We start from the raw sequence: 18,214 nt of genomic DNA on the forward strand, positions 1-18,214 counted from the left end.
AAATTGTCTGTATCAGAATTTATAGGATTGAAGGATTGACAAGATAAAAGTAGAAAAATAATCCTGCTAATCCTAAAATCCTCAAAATCCTGATACTGACAAAAATGTTACAGCACAAGCAACCTCATCTATTGGGTTTAGGTTTTCTTTTGGGTTTATGTTTTTTGTGGTGCGTTTGCTTATTCTTTTCGTGTTTTTCTTGTTTCTCTTTTGCCTTGAGTTTTTGTTCAAGGGCTTGTGTAACCATCTTACTTTGCTCTAAAGCCTGCTTTTTCTGTTCTTGGGCATTATTTCCCTCATCGGTAAGTTGGGCAAGCGTTTCAGGGAAAATACCCTTTTCGTTCATTTCAATAAATGCTCTTACTTTTTCCACTGAAAGCGAATACCAATTGCTATCATTTTCATAGCCAAACCACATCAACTTACGGAAAATATCAGTTTTTTTCAGTTCAACAATACCTTGTTGAGTTTTCAGAGGCTTTTCTATGGTTGGAAAATCTTTCAGAGCCTCCATATAAGTTTCCAATTCGTAGTTGAGGCAACATTTGAGCCTACCGCATTGTCCCGAAAGTTTAGCAGGATTGAGTGAAAGGTTCTGGTAGCGTGCCGCCGAAGTATTCACACTTTTGAAATCTGTGAGCCAAGTAGAACAGCAAAGTTCACGCCCACATACCCCTATACCTCCGAGCCTGCCTGCTTCCTCACGCAAACTGATTTGTCGCATTTCTACCCTTATCTTGAACTCTGCGGCAAGTATCTTGATAAGCTCTCTGAAATCTACACGGCTTTCGGCAGAATAGTAAAATGTAGCTTTGGTATTATCTGCTTGAAATTCCACATCAGTCAGTTTCATTTCCAAAGCCAGTTCTTGAATGATTTGCCGAGTTCGGAACATTGTAGGCATTTCACGAGCCTGAGCCTCTTTCCATTTTGCCAAGTCCTTTTCTGTGGGAATACGCAAAATAGTAGGCAGTTCGGCGTTTTCATCTACCTTTTTTTTGAGCATTTGCAAGCGTACCAATTCACCTTGCAAAGCTACTTTTCCGATATGATAGCCCGAAGTTGCTTCTACTACTACGGCATCGCCTGTAAGGAGGTCAAACTTTTGTGTATTCCTAAAAAATGCCTTAAAGCCATTTTTGAAACGTACTTCTACGACATCAAACTTTTGGTCTGCGGGCAATTCCATATTGGAAAGCCAGTCGTAGCTATTCATTTTATTACAAGAACCACTTTTGCAACCTCCCCCACAACCCACCGCTGATGTATCCGTAGAGCAACCTCCTGACGAGCAAGAAGTGCAAGCCATATTTCTACAATTTTTGAAGCGATAAAATAACTATAAAGAAAAAAATGAAAATTTTTCAAACCACAAAGATAAAAAAGGTTCTGAAAAATTGCAAAGAATTGTGCAAGGCAAATGAAAAAATCACTATTTTTGCCTAAAAAAGCACTTTACTAAAACTTTTGTTCTGTGTTAGAAGACAATTTTCAACATAAAGGTTTGCGAAAAAAATTAGTTGAGGAAATTCGCCGAAAGGGTATCAGAGATGAGAATGTATTAAATGCCCTAATGGCTGTGCCGAGGCATTGGTTTCTGGATTCTGTTTTTCTGCAACACGCTTACCAAGACAAGGCTTTCCCTATTGAAGAAGGACAAACCATTTCTCAGCCCTATACCGTAGCCTTTCAGACCGAACTTTTACAAATTCAACCTTTGCAGAGTGTTTTGGAAATTGGTACAGGTTCGGCATATCAGGCTTGTATTTTGGCAGAGCTTGGGGCAAAAGTTTATACCATTGAATACAACGAAACGCTTTTCCGCAAAGCCCGCCGAATGATTGATATTTTACGCTACGACAAAAAAGTACAATGCTTTCACGGCGATGGCTCACAGGGCTTGCCTCATTTTGCCCCTTATGATGCCATTATCGTAACCGCAGGGGCACCCGCCGTGCCTGAAAGTTTGCTTTTTCAGTTGAAAATTGGCGGCAGACTTGTTATTCCCGTAGGCGACCACCAAACCCAAAAAATGATGCGTATTACTCGCAAAGGCGAAAAACAATTTACCCAAGAAGAGTTTGATTATTTCAGCTTTGTACCTCTCTTGGGTAAAAATGGTTGGCAAAAATAGACTGCTGGGTTAATTTCTACTCCGAGCAAAGCCTATTCCAAGTTGAAAGTAAAAATGGCTCAAATTATCTCGGATAGGGTCTGAAATTTGTACTACATTAGAAGTCCATTCTGTGGGTCTGCCTATATCCCAACGATAGCCCAGTTTTAAGCGAAGAATACCACCTTCACTGGGGCGACTAATCCAATAGGAAGAAACAGCCAAGTCCAATAAAAAAGGTCTTGCATTAAATCTTACTGCATTGGCATTTTGCAACAAATTACTCATAGAAGTTTGTCCTATATTTCTTTCAGCTACTACGCTTGCCCCTACAAAACTACCCCCAAGCCCAGGCACTACCCGCCAGCGGTCTTTATTCAACACATCATAACCCACCAAAAAGGAAAAATAAAAGTTTGTCCAACTACTTGCCGAAGAAAAATTGGTTTCTATGGCAAAATCACTTTCTGTGGCAATTTTTTTATTCCAACTTGAAAAATATACACCAAAAGGCAAAACCGCACCCGATACTCGTCTAAATCCATTTTCAGCGAGCAAATCGCTTAAATTTCTGAAATCATACAGACTCAGACCGCTGTAAAAATCAAAAGTTCTGCCTTTGGAAGCATTGAAACTGGTTACCTCTTGGGCATTGACAGAAAAAGCACAAAGCAATACAAGCAATAGAATAAAATTTCTCATAAACGAACCTGTTTGGATTTTCCCCTTTCAAACGCTATAAAAATACAAATTGTTTTCTTTTTGTAAGTATTTATGTTCAAAAAATTCAGCGTTTGATGTTCAAACCTTTAAGAGTTTTATCTCCCATTTTCTGTCTGACGTCTATTTTCTAAAATCCTGTTCCCTGTCTCTTTTTTCCTGTTCCTTTACTGCAAACTATACCTAAACAATTACTTCTTTTTTTGAATTTTAAGAACACTTTTTTGTATTTTTGCAGTATAGCAAGGCTTGAACATCTAATATTTTACTTGATAAACAGAAACAAAGCTGTATGCTTTTCACCGACCAACTTCACCGTACCATAAAATTACCCTACCTGCCCCAACGTATCATTTCGCTTGTACCTTCACAAACCGAACTGCTTTTTCATTTGGGTTTAGCAGAAAAAATTGTAGGTATCACCAAATTTTGTGTGCATCCCCACGAGCATGTACAAAATATTCCCAAAATAGGTGGAACAAAAAATTTTCATTTTGAAAAAATTGATGAATTAGCCCCCGACCTTATCATTGCCAACAAAGAAGAAAACTATAAAGAAGGCATTGAACGCCTCGCAGAAAAATACCCCGTTTGGATAAGCGATATTTACACGCTGGAAGATGCCCTCAAAATGATTGTTAGTATTGGCGAAATATGTGCCAAAAAAATGGAAGCTCAAATGGTTGCCGCATTTATCCAATCCAATTTCAGCTTGCTTACTAAAACGTACAAAGGCAAAGTGGCTTACCTGATTTGGAAAAATCCGTATATGGTGGCTGGCAGTCATACTTTTATCAATGATATTCTGCAAAGATTAGGTTTTGAGAATATTTTTGCAGAAAAATCTCGCTATCCACAGGTTTCTCTTCCCGAAATTGCCGAAAAAGAACCCGATTACATTTTTCTTTCTTCCGAGCCTTACCCTTTCCAAGAAAAACACTTACAAGAAATGCAGACGTTTTTCCCCGATAGCCAAGTAAAATTAGTTGATGGAGAAATGTTTTCTTGGTATGGTAGCCGCCTTTTAGAGGCAATCAAGTATTTTCGTAATTTTCTCAAAAAAGCGTGATTTTTAGGCTTAATTTTTGTTGTAGTTTTCAAAATTGACTATTTTGCCCCACCAAAAATTACAACTATGTTTGAAGACGACAACTTTGATGAGGACGATAAAAAAAGCCTTGAGGAACTTTTAGAAGCTATCCAAAAAAATCCCAAAGACCCACAAGCCTTCTCTGCTTTGGGCAGATATTTCAATAACAAAGGTGAATATCAGCAAACTATTCAATATCTGGGTAGCCACTTGGAAGAGTGGTCGGAGGATTATGGTTTTTTAGATACACTTGCTTTCGCTTATCGTGAGCTACAAGACTATCCGCAAGCCTTAAAAATTTATCAGCTCATTGATAAAAAATATCCCAACGAAAATTGGGTAATGAAGAATTTGGCTTGGTGTTTGGCAGGACTGGGCAGATACGAAGAAGCCATAGACTATCATTTACGCGTGCATAGAACAGAGCCTTATGATGCTTGGAACTTACGAAACTTGGGCTGGTGCTATCTGAAAATCCGTGATTATGAAAATGCCTTGCAATATCATTTGGAATCGGATAAATACGAACCTAATAACCCTTGGAATTTGGGTAAAATAGGCTACTGCTACGGACAATTAGGCGATTTTGAAAATGCCCTTTCTTATCATCTCAAAGTAGCAGAATTAGACCCTACCGATGCGTGGAATTTGAGCAATGCAGGTTGGGTATATTCATCTATGCGAAACTATGAAGAAGCTCTCAAATATCATCTGAAAGCCTACGAGTTAGAACCCAGTGATGCTTGGAACATAAGCCAAATAGGTTGGTGCTACTCTTCTTTGGGTAAATATCAGGAAGCCATTACTTGGCACGAAAAATGCTATGAGCTTAACCCTTACGACTCTTGGAATACAGGTACTTTGGCTTGGTGCTATGGGAAAATTGGGAATTTCCAAAAATCTTTGGAATGGCATCTAAAAACCGAACAAATCAACCCCGTTGATAGTTGGAACTTGGCAAATATTGGCTTTGCTTATCAAAAATTGGGCGATTATACAAAAGCTCTTGAATATCACCTCAAAGCTCATCAGCTCAACCCCACTGATAGTTGGAATCTCAGACAGCTGGGCTGGGTCAATTTTGTTTTAGGTGATTTGAGCAAAGCCGTTTTCTATTTAGAACAAGCCGAAGACCTCAATAGCAATGGTATCAACCTGCTCTACCTTGCACACGCCTACCTTGCACAAGGCGATAAAAAAAAGGCGGAGCAAACCTATCTGGAAAGCGTTGTACTGGCTCCTGATGAGGCTACTTTTGTAAGAGATGCCAACGAAGACTATATCTTTTTGCAAAAGTATGGCATTAGCAAAAAAGACTTTCAAAAAATTTTGGAACAAGCTATTGAATATCGCAGAGAAAATGATAAAATCATCCGTGCCGCCGAAAATAATGATATTGACCAGCTTCTCCAAATTCATAGCCAAAACCCTAACAATTTTGCGGCTATCTATGAAATTGCCGATTTTTATGCCCGAGAAGAAGATTATGAAAAAGCCCTTGATTTTTATCTGAAAGCTGAAAAAATCAATCCCGAACACATCAATACACTGCTTGAAATTGCCTTTTGCTATCGCGAAATGGGGGCATTCCAGAACTCTCTGGCTTACTATCAAAAAGTTGATAAGCTCAAACCCAACAACGCTTGGATACTCAAAAATATAGGCTGGTGCTATTCGTCATTGGAAAATTATCAGGAAGCTCTGCTTTACCACGAAAAAGTAGTAGAACTTACCCCACAGGATTCTTGGAATTTGAGCAATACGGGCTGGTGTTATCTCAAACTCAAAGATTATTCCAAAGCTATTGAATACTTTTTGAAAGCCTCTCAAATCAATCCTGCTGATGGCTGGACTTTGGGCAAAATTGGCTGGTGCTACTACAAACTGGGCAACTATCAAAAATCTTTGGAATATCACCTCAAAGCACAAGAAAACAACACCTCCGAACCTGCTTGGAATTTGGGTAGAATTGCACAATCGTATCTGGCACTGAAAAATTTAGACCAAGCCCAAACCTACATTATGGACTCGCTCCAAATAGATGATGAGCCTTATTTTCGTATTATTGCAGGGCATATTTGGCTTTGCTCCCAAAAAATTGATGAGGCTTTCAAACATTACAAAATAGCTGTTGCACCTTATGGCTCTTGGGAAAATTTTAGCAATGATTTTGATATAGACAAAGAGGCGGTTCTTTCCTATGGTATTCCCGAAAGTTCTTGGGAAAATATCAAAAGCCAACTCAAAGATTTTTATGAGAAAAACTCGGGCAATACCCACTATCAAGACGACCATTTTAGCGATAGATAAAATTCACCTAACAATTCCCTAAAATTGGCAAGAAATTTGCTCCATATTTTACAATTGTTGGACTTTATTGATTGATGAAAAAATTATGAAAAACTATTCATTTACTAATCATAAATTTTTGTACTTCTCAGCAACACTTTTAATGCTTTTCGCAACGCTTATCGTGTTTTTTCATTTTGCAAGCGAAAATCAGCAAAAAGAAAGCAAAGCTACTACCGAAGAAAACAACTATCCCATACCTTCTCCCGCTACCTCTCTGAACAAAGTTGCTACGCCCATTCATACCGAGCAAGAAAAACCTGCCGATTTACTCAAACGCAAAGTTACTTTTCAGTGGGAAGTAGATGGCTGGAATATGTTTTGCCCCAATGTAGAGCCTCTGCTCAATAGCCAAGAAAGAGGAAAAGTTACTTTCAAAGTGAAAATAAACGAAAAAGGCAAACTGGTAGCTCTGGAAGTGATTGATAACCTTTCTACCCTTTCCGAAGAAAGCATACAAAGTTTCAAGACAACCTTGGAAATGGACCTAGAAAGCTGTATTGAAAGAAAAAATGTAAAAATTGAGCCTATTAGCAGTGGAATTGTAACATTTTTTGTAAATTAGCAGAAAAATTGCCACTGCCTTGAAAATAAAAAAATCAGATTGGATTATTGGAAGTGTTCTTGTCGTTTTTTTAGCCTCGTTGCCATTTTGGCTTCCCAAAAATGAACCTTCTCAGAAAAAACGCAAGTTAGATTGGACACCCACTTTCAAAAAAATAGAAAACAAACCTTACGCCAGCAAGGCTTTTTATTTATTGCTTGAAGATTTATTTCCTAAAAAGAAAATCAAACTTCGCCTTGATGTTTTCCCGAACGATTCGCTTTTTTTGTACAAATCCAAAGAAGTAGCTTCCAAATATAATTTGTTTTATGCCCATTTGAAAGCAGATGCCGACCAAGAATTTGCTAATGCCCTGAATAGCTTTGTATATTATGGTGGAGAGGCATTTATGGCGGCAGAGTATTTTTCTTATCTTTTAGAAAATGAATTCGGGAAAGCACTTATTACACGCGGATACACAACTTCCAACGCATTAGAAATTAGATTTTTGCACCCTAAACTCGCTGGCAAAACCTACCTGTTTCCCAATCTCACACATTATTCGGCATTTCAAGTGTATGGGATTAAAAACTTTACTCCAAATGATACTAAACAAGCACAAATAGATGATGACGAAAACGGACTCGCCTCTGAAAACAATCTTTCAAGCGAACACGCCTCCGAAAACAACCTTTCAGATGAACCACAAGCCGAAATTTTAGCCGTAGATCAGTACGAAAATCCTGTTTTCATTAAAATCAAGAAAGGCTCGGGTACGCTGTATGCTTGCTCACTTCCTCTCATTTTTACGAATTATGGCATTTTAGACGATAACCAACGTGATTTTATCGCCAGAGTGATTTCGCATCTGCCTGTACGCGATGTGCTTTGGGAAGACGAAATCAAGTGGCGGTATCAGTACACCAAAAGAGAGGACGAAACCCCCGAAGGCATTAAAGAATTAGCTTTTCTGCGGAAAAATCCGCCGCTTTGGTGGGCATTTTGGCTTACACTCGCAGGGATAGCCTTGTTTATTTTGTTCAAAGCCAAAAGAGAGCAAAGAATTATCCCTATTTTGGAAAAAAATACCAACACCAGTTTAGAGTTTGCCCAAACCATTGGTAGGCTATACTTCAACTACCAAGACCACAGAAACCTTGCAGAAAAGAAAATTTTATACTTTTTAGAATTTTTGCGTTCCAATTATTTCATCAACATTTCCGAAAATCCCGATGAAGCCACTATCCATAAAATAGCCTCTAAATTAGCAGTAAGCGAGGAAAAGGTCAAAGAAACTTTTACGATTATTCAGGAAATAAAAGCAAAACCCGCAATTTCGGAAGACGATTTACACAAACTTACAAAATACATCAATCAAATCAAGAAAGCAACGATGCTTGCTTAAATTTGTACCAAAACATAATATTCATAACCCTATGAAGTTTCCGCTTATACAAATAGCCCAATTGCTTTCGGCTCGCATAGAAGGCAATTCAGATATTGAAATTTCAAATGTTGCCAAAATCCAAGAAGCCCAAGCAGGCGATATTGCCTTTTTGGCAAATCCTAAATACGAACCTTATATTTATACTACCCAAGCCTCCGCTGTAATTGTCAGTAAAGATTTTGAGCCTAAACAAGCTATTTCCACTACTCTTTTAATCGTAGAAGACGCCTACACTGCTTTTTCAACTCTTCTTTTAGAATATGAAAAAATCATCAATTTGCCCAAAAAAGGCATTGAACAACCTTGCTTTATTAGCGAAAAAGCCATTTTAGGCGAAAACCTCTACATTGGAGCATTTGCATACATTGGTGAAAATGCCCAAATAGGAAATCATACGCAAATTTATCCAAATGTTTTTATAGGCGAAAATGTGAAAATTGGCAAAAATACCATTATTTATGCAGGAGCTAAAATTTACAAAAATTGCGTTATTGGTGATAACTGCGTAATTCATTCAGGGGCAGTGATAGGTAGCGATGGTTTCGGCTTTGCCCCCCAAGCCGATGGCTCTTTCAAAACTATTCCACAACTTGGCAATGTAATTATTGAAGACAACGTAAGTATTGGAGCTAATACCACCATAGACCGAGCTACTCTGGGAGCTACTATCATCAAAAAAGGTGTAAAAATTGATAACTTGGTGCAAATTGCTCACAATGTAATTGTAGGCGAAAATACCGTCATAGCCGCCCAAACTGGCATAGCTGGCTCTACGGAAGTAGGAGCCAATTGTATGTTCGGAGGGCAAGTAGGAATTGCAGGGCATCTGAAAATCACTAATAAAGTTAATATTGGGGCACAATCGGGCTTGGGAACAGATATTACCCAAGAAAATACCAATTGGCAAGGCTCACCCGCTATGGATTTGAAAGAGTTTTACCGAGCTTACGCTGTTTTCAAAAAATTGCCCGAAATGTACCGAAAACTCGCCCATATTGAACGCCAAATACAAGAAGAGTAAAAGAAACGTGCCACTTCGTACTAAAAAGCGAAAACGTTGCTTTTAGCAACGTTTTCGCCCATAAAAAAGATTATGGTAGCAACTTTCGCAGAAGTTCATCAACTTTATCAGTAGAAACGCCAATATGATGCTCTTTATCTATAATCAGATAGCCGCCATCAGCTTTTACATAATCGGTGATATGCTGTAAATTGACAATATAAGACTTGTGGCATCTGAAAAATTCAGGTATATCGGCAAGCATTGTTTCAAAATTTTTTAGCCCCTTGCTCAGCGTAACAGGTTTGGCGTTTTTTAGAAATACTTTCGTGTAAGAACCTTCCCCCTGAAAAAATAAGATTTCACTTATATCTACAAAACTGATATTGCCCAAAGTATGCAGGGCAATTTTTTTATTGGCATTTTGCTTGAGGTTATGTTTGAGAATACTCAAATTTTCTTGCTTTCGGTGCTGATTTTTGCGGAACAATTCAAGAGATTGAAGCAAGTCCTCTATTTCAATGGGTTTGAGCAAATAATCTACTGCCGAAAGTTTGAAAGCCTGAATAGCATAACGATTGTAAGCCGTAACAAAAATGATAGAAAAATTAACCTCGCTCTCATCAAAAAAATCCAGCAGTTCCAAGCCGCTATGTCCGGGCATTTCTATATCCAAAAATACCAAATCAGGCTTGTGCTTATGAATAGATTTTACCCCCGAAGGCAAATCTTTACACAAATCTACTACTTCTATATCAGTAGCACACTCAGCAAGCAAACCTTGCAAAAGGACTCTTGCCATTTCTTCATCATCAATAATAATAGCTCTGAACATAATTGTAACACTTCTGAAAAAAACAACTAAAAAGGTATAGAAAGAATGACCTTAGTGCCCGTAGGCATATCTCCCTCGTATTTGTCAATAATTTCAACCCCCAATTTTTTAGTGGTGGCTCTATTCAAGATTTCCAAGCGTTTTTCGTTGGCTTGGGTTGCAAAAGACTTATGCTTCTCACTTTTGATTTGATTAAGCTCTTGAGAACGCTTTCTGCCTATGCCGTTATCTTCAATAATTACACAAAGTTCTTTTTCTTGCACTTTTTCCTGAAAAGTTATTTCCAAACTTCTATCCGTTTCTTTGTGTAATAAGCCGTGCTTGATAGCATTTTCTACGTAAGGCTGAATAATCATTGGGGGCAATTCTATGGTATCGCGATGCGTAAGAGCTTCGGTATCAATAGAATAAGTAAAATTATCTTTGAAACGCATTTTTTCAAGCTCCAAATAGAGTTGTAAGGTTTCAATTTCTTCTACAATGCTAATGGTTTCTTTTTCAGACTGCTCTAAAACCAAACGAGTAAGTTTTGAAAATTTTGCCAGATAGCTATTGGCTTTCATTTTATCGTTGGTAAAGATATACGCCTGAATGGTATTGAGGGCATTGTAGAAAAAATGCGGGTTCATCTGTGATTTAATAGATTTAAGCACCGATTTGTTGAGTTGTTGCTCTAAAATAATTTTTTCTTGCAAAAGAAAATTTTGCTTTCGCAAATCTTTGATTTTTAAGCGATAATAAAAGAAGCCTGCTGTCATTACCAAGAAAGCTACAAAAGCCCAAAACCAACCTGTTTTCCAAAAAGGGGCACTAATAATAAAATTGATGCTCTGAGGCGTAATTCCTTCGTTCAACTTAAACTCCAAAAAATAATTTCCCGCCTGCAAGGCTTCAAAATTCAAATTTCTTTCGCTCAATTCTTTCCAAGCACCTTTATTGAGCCGATAATACAAATTATTGGTGCGAGCAGAACCAAAATCTAAAACAGAAACTCCAATGTTGATGTTATTTTCATTGTACTTCAAATAAATTTTTTCTTGAATACGGCGAGGTATATCATTCACAATAAAATTGCGTAGTTGCAAAATAGGACTGACGCGTTCAGGACTTTTCTTCAAAAAACTAATGCGTGTAACTCCTTCGCCATTGAGTAATATAATAAAATCGCCACTCACCGTAAAATCATTCACCTCATAGGCGTTGATATGCACATCTATCATTTTTATTTTATCACGAAGCAAATCCCATATAAATAGACCCCTATTTGTGAGAATATACAAGTTGCTATCAAATTTTTTCACAATCCTGATTTCATTATTACCCGCTTCAAATAAATGGTTGAGGTTTTTGAGTTGCGTTTCGTTTTCTATGGCATAAAAATTTCCTTTGGTGCTTAAAGCATACAAGGTTTGATGAGCAAAGAAAAGTTTGGATGCATAAAAAGAATTATCATCAAAGATAAGTTCTTGCACTTTTTCGGGGGTAACCTTAAATAAACCTAAATTCGTAGCAAAATAAATGGTATTTTTTTCGGGATTGTATGCAACTCCCTTTCCCCTACTCCTGCCAACCATTTGAATTACCGAATACGAGGGCATTGCTTTGGTATAAACATCACCTTTATCCCATTCGGAAGTGCTTGAATTATCCCCAAAACTAATTAAACCACAATACCCGCTGGCAGCAAAAGCATAATACTTTTCATCTATGCGAACCATATCTTTGATAGCAATCTCAAAAAAGCGTTTTTGCTTATATTCTTTTTGAGGCAAATGTGTAAAACCTTTGGACGAGAAAAATATATCTCCTGATAACGTATCGTAATGCAGGTAGTAAATTTCTGTATTATCTGTAAGTTTTTTTAGGATTTTTTTTATGCTAAAATTTTCATCATACAAAATCAATTCACCTTTTTTGGTTGCTATGAGAAAATCTTTCCCTATGTTGGTAATACGATAAGGCAGATAGGCGTTCAAAGGCAAAAACAAATGTTCCAAATCAGCCACGAGCAAAACTCCTTGATTGGTGGTAGAAAACCAATAATTGTTTTGCCTATCCTTCAGCACAGCTGAAATGCTTTTATCTTCAAAATAAACCTTAAAAAAACGAAAATTAGGAACAAGTGTATAACAGAAAGTTCCTTTGGGGGTATGAATCCAAAGTTCGTCTTTGAGAAAATTCGCATAATTGATAGAAGTTGTAATTTCGGGAATGGGTAAGGTTTCTAAAAACTGCAAATCTGTATCAAAAACCCATATTTTTTTTTGCTGATTGTAGCGTCCTAAAACATATATCTTTCCTTGATGAAAAAAAATCTGTTTGAGTTCTTTGGATTTTTCTTGTAGGTAAGTGGTATGCTTTACCTTCAAATCCTTATCTATTTTGTAGATAATACCATCAAGTATGAAAAAATTTTCTTGCAAGCTACTGGCACAGTGCTCAATAACTGCAAACTGATTGGATAACGTCAGGGTTTTTAGGTGTTTGAGCGTTGCAATATCATATACATCTATGCCCTCTTTTTGCAGAATAAGCAAATACTTTTCTGTAAGGCTAATAGGTATATAGGCAATAGGTTTATTTTGGCTTAAACTATGCAAGCTATCATTTTCCACATAATACAGATAGCCATCAAAATTTTCGTACCAAATCCGTCCTTTGCTATCTTCTCGGATACTACTCCCTGATAAAGAAGTTTGCTCATTGGAATAATATGCCTGATACTCGTGCCCATCGTAGCGAAACAAACCCGCATCGGTAGCAAACCAGATAAATCCCTTGCTATCTTGCATTACATCATACACCGAATTGGAAGGCAGTCCGTTTGTCTGATTGAGCCAAATACTATATGGCATTTGGGCAAATGCACCCAAAACTTTCAGCGATAAGAAAATAATTGTCAGTAATGCTTTCAAGATTTTAGCTTTTTTACACAAAGATAATAAATTTTGCCCAAATATCTTTACTAATTTATACCAAACACACTTTTCAATGTATGAAAAGCGGATTTGTTTTTACAAAAGTGTAAATACTTTGTTCCTCTCAAAAGTGTAATTTTGGGGAAGTCTTAAAATTTTGAGTAGTTTTATTTTGGTCTAAAATCTTACTTTTCTTGTAATTGATTAGGTCTCATTTGTAGTATAGAAACAGGAAACAAGATTTAGAACGCTGGACATTTAGAGGGAGTAAATTTTTCCCAAAACTTTTGAACCTTCAAACTTTTTGAACGCAAATAATTATCTTTTCTTTTTGTTTCCGTAGATTTTGGCAGTTTGTAAAGGGAAAATAAAAGCAAAATAAACTTTCGTAAAATAGGAAAAAGGTTTCCCAAAAATTACCACTCTCCTTTGGCAAGAGCTGTTCATCTTTGGAGCAAGTTTCACCCACAAAAATATAGAACTTATGAAAAGAATCGCAATTATTCCGCTACTACTGCTATGCAGTACACTTTGGGCTCAAAAAGTTCCCGATTTCACCTTCTCTGAAAATATGGCAAATCCCGAACTACGTGGCAAAAAGTTCACTATTCAGGGCAAACTCGTAGCCGTCTCTGAAGGTAGAGGAGGTGATGACTACTTTTTTTTAGATAAAAAACCCAATAAAACCTTGCTTATCCACGTAAGCAATAAGGGAGATTACTTTGATAGAGATGCTCCCAAATACGTAGATGAAGTAGTGTATTATCACTTCACACCTGAACTGCTAAAAAAGATACAATTTGAACCCAGTAAATATGAAGAGGGCGAATACAACATTTCTGCCATAGACGATAGCGTTCCGTATGAAGAAATTAGTGAAAAGAAAATAAAAATCAAACGTGGGGGCTTTGGCGAGAAAGATGAAGATGGCTATCTGCTAATGGGAATACAAATGTTTCAGATTAAGAAGTTCAAATCAAAAGCAGATTTTGAAAAGTTTAAGAAAGAATTTTTAAGCAATCCTTAACCTCTAAATTTATACAAAAATGAAAAAAGTTGCACTATTTACTCTCTTGTTTTGTAGCTTACTGGTAGTAAGTGGCTGGGCACAAAATAGTTTCAAATTTACTCAAAAGCCTGCCAACGAGGGCTGTGAAGCCAAAGGTAAAACCTTCAATATAGAAGGCAAATTAGTCGCCGAACGCCTCGTAGGAGATGATGGCGGAAAAGCTCTGCATTTTGTTGCTAAAAAAGGTAGCGATGTATTACTTACCATTGTGGCACTCAATCCTGAGCAAGAAGCCACTGACATAAGCTATCACTATCTTACCAAAGACTTTTTGGAGGATTTAGAAATTAGCGATTTTGGTGGCAAAGGCGAATTGAGTCTTGATAATATGTACAGCAAATACAAATGCGAATCTATTTCCCAATTTAATGTAAAAAAAGAAGTAAAAGAGTACAATGGCACAACCGTTGGTGATTTCAAAAGCAAAAAAGCAATAGATGAGTTCAAAAAGTTGCTTAAACCCTAATAAAACCACTTTCTGGCTTTCAAACCCTTGAAGTAAAATTCAAGGGTTTTTATTTTGTTTTGATAACAACCCAAAATTTACTTATTTGCCTTAAAAATGATTGTTTATGCAAAAACTCTTTCTTTTAGACGCTTTCGCCCTCATATACAGGGCTTATTATGCTTTTATCAATAACCCTCGCCGCACTAGCAAAGGAATGGAAACCAGTGCTATTTTTGGCTTTCTCAATACGCTTTTAGAGGTTATCAAGAAAGAAAAACCTACTCATTTGGCGGTTGCCTTTGATACCGCCGAAGCTACCTTTCGCCACGAAAATTTCCAAAACTATAAAGCCCACCGAGAAGAACAACCCGAAGGCATCACTATTGCAGTGCCTTATATCAAGCAAATATTAGAGGCAATGCGTATTCCTATTTTGGCTATGCCTGGCTACGAAGCTGATGATATTATCGGCACTATCGCCAAACAAGTAGCCCGTGAAGATTTCCCCGTGTATATGATGACCCCCGATAAAGACTTTTGCCAACTTATTGAAAACCAAAAAATATTCATCTATCGCCCCGCTACCAAATTTGCCCCTGCCGAAATTCTTGACGAAGCCAAAGCTCTTGAAAAGTTTGGCGTACAACGCATTGAGCAAGTTATTGATATTTTAGGCTTGCAAGGCGATGCTTCTGATAATATACCCGGTTTGCCCGGTGTAGGCGAAAAAACTGCCCAAAAGCTCATTGCCGAATACAGAAGCGTAGAAAATCTTATTGCCAATGCCGATAAACTAACAGGTAAAATTGCCGAAATTGTTAAAAATCACGCACAGCAGGCTTTGCTTTCCAAAGAACTTGCTACTATTCATCTGCAAGTGCCTATTCAATACAATATAGAGGATTTTCGTCTGAAAGAGTATGATAAAACCGCCCTTGCAAAAATTTTAGATGAATTAGAGTTCAAAACGCTGAAAACGAAACTTATCGGCTTGACCGAAGAAGAGAAACAACAGCAAAAATCTGCCAAAAAACAAGCCGCTACACCACAATTAGACCTATTTGGTGCTACTACACAAGGCGAAAAGAGCAATCCAAATGCAGAAAAAACGGAAGTTATTCCTACTGAACTGCAAAATATACGAACCAAGTTGCACCATTACCACATCGTAGATACCCCCCTATTACGTCAGAAACTTATTGAGTTTTTGCATCTGCAAAAGGCTTTCTGTTTTGATACAGAAACCACTTCCTTAGACCACCTTCAAGCCGAGCTGGTAGGTATTTCTTTTGCTTACTATCCCAATGAAGCCTATTATGTGCCATTCCCTGCCGAAAAAAGTCAAGCACAAGCCATTTTAGAAGAGTTCCGAGCAGTTTTTGAAAACGAAAACATTGAAAAAATTGGTCAGAACCTCAAATATGATATAAGCGTTTTGCAAAATTATGACATCAGCGTAAAGGGCAAACTCTTTGACACAATGATTGCTCACTATCTTATCAATGCCGAAAGCAAACATAGTATGGATTTTTTGGCTGAAAAATACTTGCAATATCAGCCTATAAGTATTGAAACGCTGATTGGTAAAAAAGGTGCCGGTCAGGGAAATATGCGTGATGTTTCTTTGGAAATAGTAGCAGAGTACGCTGCCGAAGATGCCGATATAACCTTTCAGCTTGCCGAAAAACTTCGCCCCGAACTGCAAAAAATTCAAAATGAAAAACTTTTCTACGAAGTAGAAACTCCACTTATTCAGGTACTTTGTACAATGGAACGCAATGGTGTAAGCATAGATGTAGAAACTTTACGCGAAAGTTCTATAAGTTTGGAAAAGGAAATTCAAATATTAGAGCAAGAAATCTATAATCAAGCGGGCAGAGAGTTCAATATTGCCTCACCCAGACAGCTCGGTGAGGTGCTTTTTGACGAACTCAAACTCATTAAAAACCCTAAAAAAACCAAAACAGGTCAGTATGCCACAGGCGAGGATATTTTGAGCAAACTCGCAGACGAACACCCCATAGTTGCCAACATTTTAGAAATCAGAGAACTACAAAAATTAAAATCTACTTATATTGATGCCCTACCCGAGCTTATCAGTCCTTTGGATAAAAAAATTCATACTACTTTCAATCAAGCCGTAACAGCCACAGGTAGGCTGAGCTCATCTAATCCAAACTTGCAAAATATACCCATCAAAACTGCCAAAGGACGAGAAATTCGCAAAGCCTTTGTGCCAAGCAATGATGAATTCCTTATTCTTTCTGCCGATTATTCGCAGATTGAACTTCGCTTAATGGCGGCTTTCAGCCAAGATGAAACAATGCTCGATGCTTTTGCCCAAGGGCAAGATATTCACGCCGCCACCGCCTCCAAAATCTATAAAGTGCCTTTGGAAGAAGTTACCCCTGAAATGCGTAGAAATGCCAAAACCGCCAATTTTGCCATTTTGTATGGTAGTACAGGATTCAACCTTGCCCGACAACTCAAAATTTCAGTTTCAGAGGCAAGCAAACTCGTGGAAATGTATTACAAAGAGTTTTCAGCTATCAAGAAATATAAAGATACAATGATACAAAAAGCCCGTGAGCAAGAATATGTAACTACTATTTTGGGTAGAAGGCGATATTTGCCTACTATCAACGAAAACAACCAAGTGGTAGCAGGACACGCCGAACGCAATGCCGTCAATACGCCTTTGCAAGGTTCTGCCGCCGACCTGATAAAAGTTGCAATGGTTCGCATTCACGATTTTTTGCAAAAAAATAATCTGCAAAGCAAAATGATTTTGCAAGTTCACGATGAACTGGTTTTTGAAGTGCATAAAGCTGAAATAGACTTTTTGAAAGAAAACATCATCAGATTAATGCAGACTGCTATATCTTTACCTGTACCACTGGTAGTAGAAGTAGGCATTGGTAAAAATTGGTTAGAAGCCCACTAATTGCAATTTTGCAGAAAAATTTGTTACTTTTGTTAGAAATTAGAAAGCTCGAAAATAGAAAAACCTGAACCTCAAACCTCATAAAACTTCGGAAACTGCTATGTCTGCTTTGCCACTACTTCCCACGGGACAGCAAGATTTTAGTACATTACGTACCGAAAATTTGGTATATGTAGATAAAACTGAATTTATTTACAAACTCCTCACCAAGCAAGTACCTTTCTTCTTCCTTTCTCGTCCTCGCCGTTTTGGCAAAAGCCTGCTTATCAATACCCTCAAAGAACTATTTGCAGGTAGAAAAGAACTATTCCAAAACCTTTACATCTACGATAAAATAGATTGGATAGCTTACCCCATTATTCATATTGATTGTAGCAAACTTGGTTTCAAAAAATTAGGTCTTGAAAAAGCCCTCTTTTTACGACTTGAAGCTATTGCAAAAGAAAATAATATCGCCCTTGAACACACTGATATAGGACTGCGATTTGAGGAACTTATCAAAAAACTCTTTGAAAAAACGAATTTGAAAGTTGTTATTTTAGTTGATGAGTACGATAAGCCCATTACTGATGTGCTAGAACAAGGCGATAACCAAAAAGCTCACGAAAATAGGGAGGTCTTGCGTATGTTTTATAGCATCGTCAAGGGTAGTTCCGCCTACATTCGTTTTATGTTCCTCACGGGTATTACTCGCTTTACTAAAGTTTCCCTCTTTTCTGACCTCAATAATCTTGTGG

General features: G+C 37.5%; 14 protein-coding genes. 10 read left to right on the forward strand and 4 right to left on the reverse strand.

Annotation, left to right across the window (positions count from 1 at the left end):
- Positions 1–124 precede the first annotated feature (124 nt).
- On the reverse strand, positions 125–1,309 hold the full coding sequence (locus tag ACWITO_RS10465; RefSeq protein WP_448529940.1) for a PSP1 domain-containing protein: 1,185 nt from the start codon (positions 1,307–1,309) through the stop codon (positions 125–127).
- A 165-nt stretch (positions 1,310–1,474) separates the two neighbouring features.
- Here ACWITO_RS10465 and ACWITO_RS10470 point away from each other — a divergent pair, with 165 nt between their 5' ends.
- Complete coding sequence (locus ACWITO_RS10470) at positions 1,475–2,134, forward strand: protein-L-isoaspartate(D-aspartate) O-methyltransferase (protein ID WP_448529941.1); 660 nt, start codon at positions 1,475–1,477, stop codon at positions 2,132–2,134.
- 9 nt (positions 2,135–2,143) lie between these two features.
- On the opposite strand, the gene ACWITO_RS10475 is transcribed toward ACWITO_RS10470, so the two are convergent.
- On the reverse strand, positions 2,144–2,815 hold the full coding sequence (locus ACWITO_RS10475; protein ID WP_448529942.1) for a hypothetical protein: 672 nt from the start codon (positions 2,813–2,815) through the stop codon (positions 2,144–2,146).
- Between the two features lie 310 nt (positions 2,816–3,125).
- Between ACWITO_RS10475 and ACWITO_RS10480 the strand changes: the two genes are divergently transcribed.
- The 5 genes from ACWITO_RS10480 to lpxD all read left to right on the forward strand — a co-directional run bounded on the left by ACWITO_RS10480 (position 3,126) and on the right by lpxD (position 9,284).
- Positions 3,126–3,902, forward strand: coding sequence for an ABC transporter substrate-binding protein (locus ACWITO_RS10480; RefSeq protein WP_448529943.1), 777 nt, complete (start codon positions 3,126–3,128; stop codon positions 3,900–3,902).
- A gap of 66 nt (positions 3,903–3,968) precedes the next feature.
- Positions 3,969–6,233 (forward strand): tetratricopeptide repeat protein, encoded by a 2,265-nt coding sequence (locus ACWITO_RS10485; protein WP_448529944.1) that lies wholly within the window; start codon positions 3,969–3,971, stop codon positions 6,231–6,233.
- An 85-nt stretch (positions 6,234–6,318) separates the two neighbouring features.
- Positions 6,319–6,837, forward strand: coding sequence for a hypothetical protein (locus ACWITO_RS10490; protein ID WP_448529945.1), 519 nt, complete (start codon positions 6,319–6,321; stop codon positions 6,835–6,837).
- A gap of 19 nt (positions 6,838–6,856) precedes the next feature.
- Positions 6,857–8,221 carry a hypothetical protein gene (locus ACWITO_RS10495; RefSeq protein WP_448529946.1) on the forward strand — a complete coding sequence of 455 codons (1,365 nt, stop codon included), beginning with the start codon at positions 6,857–6,859 and terminating at the stop codon, positions 8,219–8,221.
- Positions 8,222–8,252: 31 nt separating this feature from the next.
- A complete protein-coding gene (gene lpxD / locus ACWITO_RS10500) occupies positions 8,253–9,284 on the forward strand; it encodes a UDP-3-O-(3-hydroxymyristoyl)glucosamine N-acyltransferase (RefSeq protein ID WP_448529947.1) in 1,032 nt (343 codons plus the stop codon).
- A 70-nt stretch (positions 9,285–9,354) separates the two neighbouring features.
- On the opposite strand, the gene ACWITO_RS10505 is transcribed toward lpxD, so the two are convergent.
- Together ACWITO_RS10505 and ACWITO_RS10510 are read right to left on the reverse strand one after the other, a co-directional pair.
- On the reverse strand, positions 9,355–10,098 hold the full coding sequence (locus ACWITO_RS10505; protein WP_448529948.1) for a LytR/AlgR family response regulator transcription factor: 744 nt from the start codon (positions 10,096–10,098) through the stop codon (positions 9,355–9,357).
- A gap of 26 nt (positions 10,099–10,124) precedes the next feature.
- On the reverse strand, positions 10,125–13,034 hold the full coding sequence (locus tag ACWITO_RS10510) for a histidine kinase (RefSeq protein ID WP_448529949.1): 2,910 nt from the start codon (positions 13,032–13,034) through the stop codon (positions 10,125–10,127).
- 466 nt (positions 13,035–13,500) lie between these two features.
- On the opposite strand from ACWITO_RS10510, the gene ACWITO_RS10515 reads away from it, so the two are divergent.
- The 4 genes from ACWITO_RS10515 to ACWITO_RS10530 all read left to right on the forward strand — a co-directional run.
- On the forward strand, positions 13,501–14,043 hold the full coding sequence (locus ACWITO_RS10515; protein WP_448529950.1) for a hypothetical protein: 543 nt from the start codon (positions 13,501–13,503) through the stop codon (positions 14,041–14,043).
- Between the two features lie 19 nt (positions 14,044–14,062).
- A complete protein-coding gene (locus ACWITO_RS10520) occupies positions 14,063–14,551 on the forward strand; it encodes a hypothetical protein (RefSeq protein WP_448529951.1) in 489 nt (162 codons plus the stop codon).
- 106 nt (positions 14,552–14,657) lie between these two features.
- A complete protein-coding gene (polA, locus tag ACWITO_RS10525; protein ID WP_448529952.1) occupies positions 14,658–17,477 on the forward strand; it encodes a DNA polymerase I in 2,820 nt (939 codons plus the stop codon).
- 100 nt (positions 17,478–17,577) lie between these two features.
- On the forward strand, positions 17,578–18,214 hold a 637-nt coding region (locus ACWITO_RS10530; protein ID WP_448529953.1), incomplete at its 3' end, for an AAA family ATPase.

This window comes from Raineya sp., assembly GCF_053497555.1.

Bases quoted from the DNA above. Each gene is read 5' to 3' on its own strand.
- ACWITO_RS10520 (WP_448529951.1), top strand. From the start codon at position 14,063: ATGAAAAAAGTTGCACTATTTACTCTCTTGTTTTGTAGCTTACTGGTA.
- ACWITO_RS10485 (WP_448529944.1), top strand. From the start codon at position 3,969: ATGTTTGAAGACGACAACTTTGATGAGGACGATAAAAAAAGCCTTGAG.
- ACWITO_RS10480 (WP_448529943.1), top strand. From the start codon at position 3,126: ATGCTTTTCACCGACCAACTTCACCGTACCATAAAATTACCCTACCTG.
- ACWITO_RS10505 (WP_448529948.1), bottom strand. From the start codon at position 10,098: ATGTTCAGAGCTATTATTATTGATGATGAAGAAATGGCAAGAGTCCTT.
- lpxD (WP_448529947.1), top strand. From the start codon at position 8,253: ATGAAGTTTCCGCTTATACAAATAGCCCAATTGCTTTCGGCTCGCATA.
- ACWITO_RS10490 (WP_448529945.1), top strand. From the start codon at position 6,319: ATGAAAAACTATTCATTTACTAATCATAAATTTTTGTACTTCTCAGCA.
- ACWITO_RS10465 (WP_448529940.1), bottom strand. From the start codon at position 1,309: ATGGCTTGCACTTCTTGCTCGTCAGGAGGTTGCTCTACGGATACATCA.
- ACWITO_RS10515 (WP_448529950.1), top strand. From the start codon at position 13,501: ATGAAAAGAATCGCAATTATTCCGCTACTACTGCTATGCAGTACACTT.
- ACWITO_RS10475 (WP_448529942.1), bottom strand. From the start codon at position 2,815: ATGAGAAATTTTATTCTATTGCTTGTATTGCTTTGTGCTTTTTCTGTC.
- polA (WP_448529952.1), top strand. From the start codon at position 14,658: ATGCAAAAACTCTTTCTTTTAGACGCTTTCGCCCTCATATACAGGGCT.